This is a genomic window from Streptomyces sp. NPDC093018 (genome assembly GCF_040684035.1).
GTDB lineage: Bacteria > Actinomycetota > Actinomycetes > Streptomycetales > Streptomycetaceae > Streptomyces > Streptomyces murinus.
Window position 1 is genome coordinate 303,513 of the sequence record NZ_JBFBFF010000010.1, and the last position, 8,349, is coordinate 311,861.

Here is an 8,349-nt window from a genome sequence, read left to right on the forward strand (position 1 = left end):
GCTCCAGGCGAATCACCCGATGGCGAATCACCGATTCGGCCACCGGCTCACTCCAGCCCCCTCACCCGCACCGGCCACTCCGGCTCGTTCACCCCGTTTCCGTCCTCCCGGGTGACCGTCACCCTCCCGCCCTGGTGGCGGACCACATAGCGCTCCACCTCCGGTACGTCCCAGCCGTCGCCCGCGTCCCGAATCACCAGGCCGCCGCCGGTCCGGCCGGGGGCCGGGGCCCAGGTCTCCAGTTCGAGGCCGTCGTCGCCGCGCACCGGCAGCACCGCGCCCGCCCGTGCGAACACCGGTATCCGGGACAGCGGCGCGTCCACCAGGACCTGGCCGGGGCCCTCGTAGGCCCGTTCCGTCGTCGTGTCGTACCAGCGCCCCCGCGGCAGCCGCACCACGCGCCGGTCCGCGCCCGGGTCCAGTACCGGCGCCACCAACAGGCTGTCACCCAGCAGAAACATGTCCTCGCAGTCGCGCAGGGCCCGGTCCTCCGGTGCGTTCCACCACACCGGCCGTACATAGGGCGCGCCGGTGCGCCGGGCCAGATGGGAGAGCGTCACGAAGTACGGCAGCAGCCGCCGGCGTTCGAGCAGCGCCGCCCGCGCGTGCTCCAGCACCTCCGACCCGAACTCCCACGGCTCACGCCGCCCGGCCCGGAGGCTCGCACGGGTGCGGAACAGCGGGAGATACGCCCCGAGTTGGAACCACCGCAGATACAACTCCGGTGCCGGGCTGCCGTCGAAGCCCCCCACATCGGGGCCCGAGTACGGCACCCCGCACAGCCCGAGCCCCAGCACCAGCGACAGCGACGCCCGCAACCCCGGCCAGCCCGTCGCCACCTCGCCCGACCAGGTGCCGCCGTACCGCTGCATCCCCGCCCAGCCCGACCGCGTGAACACGAACGGCCGCTCCTGGGGGGCCAGTTCGCGCAGCCCCTCGTACCCCGCGCGCGCCATGCACAGCCCGTACACGTTGTGCGCCTCGCGATGGTCCCCGCCGCGCCCCTCCAGCGCGTGCCGGGCCGAGCGCGGCAGTGTCGGCTCGCCGAAGGCGTTGAAGGACACCGGCTCGTTCATGTCGTGCCAGAACCCGGCGAACCCCTGCTCGAGGCGCTCCTCGTACAGCGCGCCCCACCACTGACGCACCCGCGGATGCGTGAAGTCCGGGTACACCGACTCACCGGCCCACGCCACCCCCCGCACCGGCCGCCCCGAGGCGTCCCGCACGAACGCGTCCACCGCCATGCCGCCGTCGTACACCGCGTCACCCGGCGCCGCCTTCACCGCCGGGTCCACGATCGAGACCAGCCGGATCCCGTCCCGCCGCAGCTCCTCCGCGAGCACCGGCAGCTTCGGGAACCGCTCCCGGTCCACGGTGAAGACCCGGTGGCCGTCGTAGTGGTCGAGGTCCAGATGCACGGCGTCCAGCGGCAGCCCGCGCTCCTGATAGCCCGCGACGATCCGGCGCACCTCCTGCTCGCCGCCGAACCCCCACCGCGCGTGCTGATGACCGAGCGCCCAGGCCGGCGGCAGCGCGGGCGCCCCCGTCAGCGAGGCCCAGGTGAGCAGCACCCGCGCCGGCGGGCCCACCATCACCCAGCAGCGCAGCGGCCCGCCGTCCATCCGCAGCTCGCAGCGCCCCGCCCGGTCGTGCCCTGACCCCGCGCCCTCCTCGCCCTCGCGCAGCACCACCGTGCCGTCCCACGTGGTGTCGTAGAACATCAGATGCGTTCCCGCGTCCGCCACCACCAGCTGCACCGGCATGGTCAGATACAGCGGATCGTCACCCGGTGCGAACGAACGGCCGGGATCGGTGTTCCACAGCCGGTACGACCCGTCGCGCAGCCGCGGCCCGCACGCGCGCCCGCCGAGCCCGAAGAACCGGGCGTCCGCCGCCACCTCCGCGCGCTGCATCCACCGCGCGACGCCCCCCTCGACCGGCTCCCACCAGCGCGGCGGCAGCTCCCGGCGCAGCACCACACCACCCGGCGTGCACACCTCCACCGCGCCGTGCCGCGAGACCACGACCGTCACCCGCTCGGCCACCACCCGCCAGCCGCCGTCCTTGTCCGGCTCCAGGACCGCCCGCGGATCCGGCTCGGGGCCGCTGCCCGCCAGCGCGTACGACGGCCCCGGCGCCGCCCCGTCCCAGCCCCAGAACACCGCGCCGTTCACCACGACCATGATCCGCAGCTCCGAGCGGCTGAACCGGATCACCCCACCGCCGGGCCCCGGCTCGGCGCTCTCCACCTGCCCGGGTACCCGCGCCCGCTCCGCCCCGCGCCGGGGCAGCCCGGCGGCGTCGATCCGCCGTCTGCGCCACGCCGCCCGCACCCCCCTCGCCGCCCGTCCCGAACCGATCACACGCACCGAACGCACCAGGTCACGACCGTCCATGCTGCTCACCCTGCCACCGAGCGCCCCGCGCGCGCGTGCCGTTCAATTTCCGTTCACCTCTGCCGGACCCGCCGTTTCACCGGCCGGACGAGTTTCACCAGACGTCATCAGACGGATGACCAGACGGATGATATGAAGCTCACCCTGGTGCGGAAGTCGATCACATGGCATCGTCCCTGTCAGCCGCGTCACGCGCACACCCAGCCGTGCGCGGACCGACGCACACGACGCGTACAGTCCGGGAGCCGCCCCATGTCGACCGCGAACCCCCAGCCGCTCTGGCAGCCCGATCCCACGCGGATCAGCCAGGCACGCATCACCGCGTTCCAGGCGTGGGCCGCCGCCCACCACGGGGCCCCGGCCGACGGCGGCTACGCCGCACTGCACCGCTGGTCCGTCGACCACCTGGACGCCTTCTGGAAGGCCGTCACCGAGTGGTTCGACGTCCGCTTCTCCACCCCGTACACCCAGGTCCTCGGCGACCGCGCGATGCCCGGCGCCCAGTGGTTCCCCGGCGCCACCCTCAACTACGCCGAACACGCCCTGCGCGCGGCCGAGGACCGCCCCGACGAGCCCGCGCTGCTGTACGTGGACGAGACCCATGAGCCGCGCCCCGTCACCTGGGCCGAACTGCGCGGCCAGGTCGGCTCGCTCGCCGCCGAACTGCGCGCCCTCGGCGTACGCCCCGGCGACCGCGTCAGCGGCTACCTGCCCAACATCCCGCAGGCCGTCGTCGCCCTCCTCGCCACCGCCTCCGTCGGCGCCGTATGGACCTCCTGCGCCCCCGACTTCGGCGCCCGCAGCGTCCTCGACCGCTTCCAGCAGGTCGAACCCGTCGTCCTGTTCACCGTCGACGGCTACCGCTACGGCGGCAAGGAGCACGACCGCCGCGAGGCCGTCGCCGAACTGCGCCGCGAACTGCCCACCCTGCGGGCCGTCGTGCACATCCCGCTGCTCGGCACCGAGGCACCCGAGGGCGCCCTCGACTGGTCCGCCGTGACCTCCGGCGACACCGCGCCCGTCTTCGAACAGGTCCCCTTCGACCACCCGCTGTGGGTGCTCTACTCCTCCGGTACGACCGGCCTGCCCAAGGCCATCGTCCAGTCCCAGGGCGGCATCCTGGTCGAACACCTCAAGCAGCTGGGCCTGCACTGCGACCTCGGCCCCGAGGACCGCTTCTTCTGGTACACCTCGACCGGCTGGATGATGTGGAACTTCCTCGTCTCCGGCCTGCTCACGGGCACGACGATCGTCCTGTACGACGGCAGCCCCGGGTACCCCGACACCGGCGCCCAGTGGAAGGTCGCCGAACGCACCGGAGCCACCCTCTACGGCACCTCCGCCGCCTACGTCATGGCCTGCCGCAAGGCCGGCGTCCACCCGTCCCGCGACTACGACATCTCCGCCGTCAAGTGCGTCGCCACCACCGGCTCCCCGCTGCCGCCCGACGGCTTCCGCTGGCTGCACGACGAAGTCGGCGAGGACCTCTGGATCGCCTCCGTCAGCGGCGGCACCGACGTCTGCTCCTGCTTCGCGGGCGGCGTACCCACCCTGCCCGTGTACACCGGCGAACTCCAGGCCCCCGCCCTCGGCACCGACCTCCAGGCCTGGGACCCCGCGGGCGAGCCCCTCGTGGACGAGGTGGGCGAACTCGTCGTCACCAAGCCCATGCCGTCCATGCCGATCCGCTTCTGGAACGACCCCGACGGCAGCCGGTACCACGACAGCTACTTCGACACCTACCCCGGCGTCTGGCGCCACGGCGACTGGATCACCCGCACCGGGCGCGGCACCGTGATCATCCACGGCCGCTCCGACTCCACCCTCAACCGGCAGGGCGTCCGCATGGGCTCCGCCGACATCTACGAGGTGGTCGAGCGCCTGCCCGAGATCAAGGAATCCCTGGTCATCGGCATCGAACAGCCCGACGGCGGCTACTGGATGCCGCTGTTCGTACACCTCGCACCGGGCGCCGGCCTGGACGACGCGCTCCTCGACAAGGTCAAGCGGGCCATCCGCGAACAGCTCTCGCCGCGCCACGTCCCCGACGAGATCATCGAGGTGCCCGGCGTCCCGCACACCCTCACCGGCAAGCGCATCGAGGTCCCGGTCAAGCGCCTCCTCCAGGGCACCCCGCTGGAGAAGGCGGTCAACCCCGGCTCCATCGACGACCTCGCACTGCTCGCCTTCTACGAGGAACTGGCCCGCAAACGCGGCTGACACCCCCCCCGCGTGCGGACGGCCCCGGACCCACCGAGTACGACGGTGGCCCCGGGGCCGTCCCATGTCCAGGAAAGCCGCAGGTCAGAGCGCTCGCACCCGGCATTGTCAGTGCCGACGGTTACGGTGAGTGAGCATTGATCGACCGCGCACACATGGGGGAAACATGGCGCACACCGACCACCGGACCATGCGCAGCGTCCTGCGCCGCGAGATCGCCGGCACCATCGGCCTGCTCGCCGACGAACACGACTTCCGCGCCATGCGGCGCTACCGCAGCTTCACCTTCGACGACCACCCGACCTACCTCCGGCAGGTCGAGGACGTCCTCAAGAACCGCGCCGCATACGGCGGTCACACCACCCTCGCCCTGTTCGACCCCGAGGACTACGCCGCCTACTGCGCCGAGACCGGCCTGGACCCCGACCTGCCCGCCACCCGCACCCGCTTCACCGCGGAACTCGCCGCCACCGGCCCCACCGTCCCCTACGGCGGCGGCCCGCTCGCAGCCCTCGTCCCCACCCTCGTCGACGCGGCCGTACGCCGGGCCACCTGGGAGTACGCCACCACCCTGCTGACCCGCCTCGGCCCCTGCCCCACCTGCGGCGAGGACATCGGCCGGGCCGCCTTCACCCGCGCCTCCGACCTCGTGGTCCGCATCCTCGACACCGCGCCGCCCGGCGACCGGCATCTCGTGTGCACCGTCATGGGAGCACCCGAGACCCTCGTCTCCGTCCTGCACGGGGACGAGGACACCCGCGGCGCCACCCGTCTGGACGAGGCCGAGGCCCTGGAGTTCACCAGCGTCCTCGCCCTGGGCCTCGCCACCCGCAGCCCCGGCGGACTCGTCCTGCGCACCAGCGCCCCCGGCACCGCGGACCGCGTCCACGGCTGGCGGCTGCGCACCGGCGCCCTCGAACCGCTCACCGCCGCCGAGGTGTTCGACGCGTACTGCACCGACGCCGAGTCCGGCGACCTGATCGCGCCGGAACCCGGCGTCGACTACTGCGCACCACCGGACCTGGGCGACCTGGGGGAGGGCGGCGCGGCACCCCACCACCACTGACCGGACACGTCCGGAACGCGCCAGGGGCGCCCCACCCGAAGGCGGGACGCCCCTGGACGACACGACCACCGGCCGCGCCCGTCGGCTACTCGCCGGACAGCACGCCCTGGGCCGCGCTGCGCGCCTCCTCGGCACTGTCCGCGGCCCGCGCCGCCGCCGCGGCCCGCTCGCACTGCGCCAGCGTGAACTTCGCGAGCGTCGCCCGGACATAGGGCAGCGACGCCGCACCCATGGACAGGGAGGTGACACCCAGACCGGTCAGCACACAGGCCAGCAGCGGGTCGGACGCCGCCTCACCGCACACCCCGCAGCTCTTGCCCTCGGCACGGGCCGCCTCCGCGGACAGCGCGACCAGGTCGAGCAGCGCCGGCTGCCACGGATCCTGCAGCCGCGACACCGCGCCGACCTGCCGGTCTGCCGCGAACGTGTACTGCGCGAGGTCATTGGTGCCCAGCGACAGGAACTCGACCTCCCGGAGGATCGACCGCGCCCGCAGCGCCGCCGACGGGATCTCCACCATGGCCCCGAACTTCGCCCGCAGCCCCGCCGCACGGCAGGCGTCCGCGAACGCCTTCGCGTCCGCGCGGTCCGCCACCATGGGCGCCATCACCTCAAGGTGGACGGGCAGCCCCTCGGCGGCCTTCGCCAGCGCGGTCAGCTGGGTGCGCAGGACGTCCGGATGGTCCAGCAGCGTCCGCAGCCCCCGCACGCCCAGCGCCGGGTTCGGCTCGTCCGCCGGGGTCAGGAAGGCCAACGGCTTGTCCGCGCCCGCGTCCAGCACCCGTACGACCACCCGGCCCTCGGGGAACGCCTCCAGCACCTGCCGGTAGGCCGCGATCTGCTTCTCCTCGGAAGGAGCACGCTCACTGTCGTCCAGGAACAGGAACTCGGTACGGAACAGACCGACACCCTCGGCCCCGGCCGCCACCGCCGCCGGCACATCCACGGGACCGCCCACATTGGCCAGCAGCGGCACCTTGTGACCGTCCGCCGTCGCACCGGGACCGGTCGAGGCGGCCAGCGCGGCCCGGCGCTCGGCGGCCGCCGCCGTCAGCTCCGCCTTGCGCTCCTCGCCCGGGTGCACGAACACCTCACCGGTGCTGCCGTCCACCGCGACCACGGTGCCCTCGCCCAGCTCGACCGCGCCCGGCAGCGCCACCACGGCAGGTACCCCGAGGGCCCGCGCCAGGATCGCGCTGTGACTGGTGGGACCGCCCTCCTCGGTCACGAAGCCGAGCACCAGAGAGGGGTCGAGCAGCGCGGTGTCGGCGGGCGCCAGGTCCCGCGCCACCAGTACATAGGGGTGGTCGCTGTCCGGGACACCCGGCATGGGCACGCCCAGCAGCCGCGCGACGATACGGTTCCGCACGTCGTCGAGGTCGGCCACCCGGCCGGCGAGGTACTCACCGGCTCCGGCCAGCAGCTCCCGGTACGCCGCGAACGCGTCGTACACCGCGCGCTCGGCCGTGCTGCCGACGGCGATCCGCCGGTCCACGTCCGCCATCAGCTCGGGGTCCTGGGCCATCATGGCCTGTGCCTCAAGCACCGCCTGGGCCTCGCCGCCGGCCAGATTGCCGCGCGCCATCAGATCGGCGGCCACGGCGTCGACCGCCTGGCGGGCCCGGCCCTGCTCGCGTCCCGCCTCCTGCGCCGGGATCTGCTTGGCCGGCGGCTCCAGCACCGCCGTGCCCATGTGCCGGACCTCGCCGATCGCCACGCCATGGCTCACGCCGACGCCTCGCAGCGTTGTCTCCATCTCACCCGTCTCCGGATAGTGCGGCGGGCCCCGCCGCCGCGGTGGTCGTCCTGTACGCCGTCCTCATGACGGCACGTGTGTCAGTTCCAGGAGAAGAGGTCGGCGCCGGTCGTCACGTCACCGCTCTCACGGACGGCGGAGAGGGCGTCGGCCGTGGCCTCCAGCGCGACGACGGGGCACACCGGGGACTTGCCGGCCTCCTCTACCGCCGCGGGGTCCCAGCGCACGACGGCCTGACCGCGGGTCACGGTGTCGCCCTTGTTGACGAGCACCTCGAAGCCCTCGCCGTTGAGCTGCACGGTGTCGATGCCGAGGTGGGTGAGCACGCCGTGCCCGCTGTCGTCGACCACGACGAAGGCGTGCGGGTGCAGGGAGACGATCACACCGTCCACGGGCGACACGGCCTCGGAGGGCTCACGCACCGGATCGATCGCGGTGCCGGGGCCGACCATCGCCCCGGAGAAGACGGGGTCCGGCACGGCGGCCAGTCCGATGGCACGTCCGGCGAGAGGGGACGTCACGGTGGTCATGGGAGCCTCCCAGAAGTGGAGCTGCTCGCGGGCCTGAGCAGCAGGGTATGTCATGTGAAGTGGCGGTTCCGGATGAAAGCTAGCAGCTAGTGGTCTAGACCACCAACCCAGCGGATTTGCATGCCGTTCCAGGCCCCCTGTACAGTCGTACTCCTGCTCGGGACGGAGCGACGCGAAAGTGTCCTCGCTCGAACAGAAAACAAACTCGTCGGATCCTGACTCTGGATCTCCTTCTGCATGCTCGCAGAACGGTGGTCAGAGAGACAGAAAAAGCCTGATAGAGTTTGAAACACCGAAGGGAAGCCCGGAGGAAAGCCCGAGAGGGTGAGTACAAAGGAAGCGACCGTTCCTTGAGAACTCAACAGCGTGCCAAAAGTCAAC

General features: G+C 72.7%; 5 protein-coding genes. 2 read left to right on the top strand and 3 right to left on the bottom strand.

Translation table 11 applies throughout. The features are described from left to right. Positions 1-47: 47 nt before the first annotated feature. Positions 48-2,396 carry a glycoside hydrolase family 31 protein gene (locus tag AB0N90_RS23645; protein ID WP_365199575.1) on the bottom strand — a complete coding sequence of 783 codons (2,349 nt, stop codon included), beginning with the start codon at positions 2,394-2,396 and terminating at the stop codon, positions 48-50. A gap of 252 nt (positions 2,397-2,648) precedes the next feature. Here AB0N90_RS23645 and AB0N90_RS23650 point away from each other — a divergent pair, with 252 nt between their 5' ends. Continuing rightward, entirely contained in the window at positions 2,649-4,616 is a 1,968-nt protein-coding gene (locus tag AB0N90_RS23650; RefSeq protein WP_365199578.1) for an acetoacetate--CoA ligase, read from the top strand. A 166-nt stretch (positions 4,617-4,782) separates the two neighbouring features. Then, positions 4,783-5,682, top strand: coding sequence for a hypothetical protein (locus AB0N90_RS23655; protein ID WP_365199580.1), 900 nt, complete (start codon positions 4,783-4,785; stop codon positions 5,680-5,682). A gap of 85 nt (positions 5,683-5,767) precedes the next feature. On the opposite strand, the gene ptsP is transcribed toward AB0N90_RS23655, so the two are convergent. Then, positions 5,768-7,438 (bottom strand): phosphoenolpyruvate--protein phosphotransferase, encoded by a 1,671-nt coding sequence (ptsP, locus tag AB0N90_RS23660; protein ID WP_361682247.1) that lies wholly within the window; start codon positions 7,436-7,438, stop codon positions 5,768-5,770. 80 nt (positions 7,439-7,518) lie between these two features. Beyond that, on the bottom strand, positions 7,519-7,968 hold the full coding sequence (locus tag AB0N90_RS23665) for a PTS glucose transporter subunit IIA (RefSeq protein WP_361682244.1): 450 nt from the start codon (positions 7,966-7,968) through the stop codon (positions 7,519-7,521). Positions 7,969-8,349: the final 381 nt, after the last annotated feature.

Excerpts from the sequence above, each read along its gene's own strand:
- AB0N90_RS23645 (WP_365199575.1), bottom strand. The coding sequence starts at position 2,396 with ATGGACGGTCGTGACCTGGTGCGTTCGGTGCGTGTGATCGGTTCGGGA.
- AB0N90_RS23650 (WP_365199578.1), top strand. The coding sequence starts at position 2,649 with ATGTCGACCGCGAACCCCCAGCCGCTCTGGCAGCCCGATCCCACGCGG.
- AB0N90_RS23655 (WP_365199580.1), top strand. The coding sequence starts at position 4,783 with ATGGCGCACACCGACCACCGGACCATGCGCAGCGTCCTGCGCCGCGAG.
- ptsP (WP_361682247.1), bottom strand. The coding sequence starts at position 7,438 with ATGGAGACAACGCTGCGAGGCGTCGGCGTGAGCCATGGCGTGGCGATC.
- AB0N90_RS23665 (WP_361682244.1), bottom strand. The coding sequence starts at position 7,968 with ATGACCACCGTGACGTCCCCTCTCGCCGGACGTGCCATCGGACTGGCC.